At 56.3% G+C, this 284-nt stretch carries 1 pseudogene; it reads right to left on the bottom strand.

The features are described from left to right. Window positions 1-147: 147 nt before the first annotated feature. A pseudogene (locus tag FSO04_RS46095) lies at window positions 148-284 on the bottom strand (IS66 family transposase); the annotation flags it as partial.

Here is a 284-nt window from a genome sequence, read left to right as displayed (position 1 = left end):
ATCAATGCACAGTCTTCCTGATGCCTGCCCAAGGCCTGCGCCGGCCGTGACAACTCCGGATCATAAATGCGGCTGGCGTCGCGCCAAGGCAGAGGTCTGCATAATTCCGTAGCGCGGATAAGAACGGTTATCGAAATGCTTCTCTAAGCGCTCGATGACGTTGTTATCGATTGGCGCGCGTCCGTCGTTCACATAGCGGCTGAGGTATGTCCACTGGTTGCGCGTATATGAGATCGCCTTGCCCAGCAGGCTCTCGGGAAGAATCTGCGGCGCTTGTTCATCGA

The sequence above is a fragment of the Paraburkholderia madseniana genome (assembly GCF_009690905.1).
In the GTDB taxonomy this organism is placed as follows: domain Bacteria; phylum Pseudomonadota; class Gammaproteobacteria; order Burkholderiales; family Burkholderiaceae; genus Paraburkholderia; species Paraburkholderia madseniana.
Note: the sequence above shows the minus strand (reverse complement) of the source record. Positions and strands in the feature narration are given on the sequence as shown.